General features: G+C 39.2%; 1 protein-coding gene. It reads right to left on the reverse strand.

Features of this window, described 5'->3' with window-relative positions:
- Window positions 1-163 precede the first annotated feature (163 nt).
- Window positions 164-479, reverse strand: a 316-nt coding sequence (locus tag CWC11_RS20345) for a methyl-accepting chemotaxis protein (protein ID WP_249330783.1), incomplete at its 5' end; no start/stop codon positions are given.

A 479-nucleotide genomic window follows, 5' to 3' on the forward strand; every position in this document is an offset into this window, starting at 1 on the left:
AGTATTTAATTAAGCCTTAGGAACTTATATTTTAAATTGAGGGGGGGGCTTAGGTGATATTAATTTTTTAGTTAGGTATTGATTAGATGGAGTAATTTTAAAAATTACACATTAATTTAAATACTTGGCTCTATTAATTAAAGCCAAGTATTTTACAGGTAGATTAGCTGTTCGCTTTTAGCTCGTTGGTAAACTGGCCTATCGCATTTACTACTTCTTGCGCGCCGTTTTGTATTTCGCTCATAACATCACCAGACTCTTTAGATAATGCTAAACCGCGTTCTGCTTTTTCCTGGCCTTGCTCTATAACCGAAACCGTATTTTGAGTTTGCGAGCGATTTCGTTGCACTACTTCTACAATTTCTTCGGTTGCTTTTGATGTACGCGACGCTAAAAGTCTAACCTCATCGGCTACCACAGCAAAGCCTCGCCCTTGCTCTCCAGCGCGTGCGGCTTCTATTGCAGCATTTAAAGCAAGT

The organism is Pseudoalteromonas sp. S3178 (genome assembly GCF_005886985.1).
GTDB classification, from domain to species: Bacteria; Pseudomonadota; Gammaproteobacteria; order Enterobacterales; family Alteromonadaceae; genus Pseudoalteromonas; species Pseudoalteromonas carrageenovora.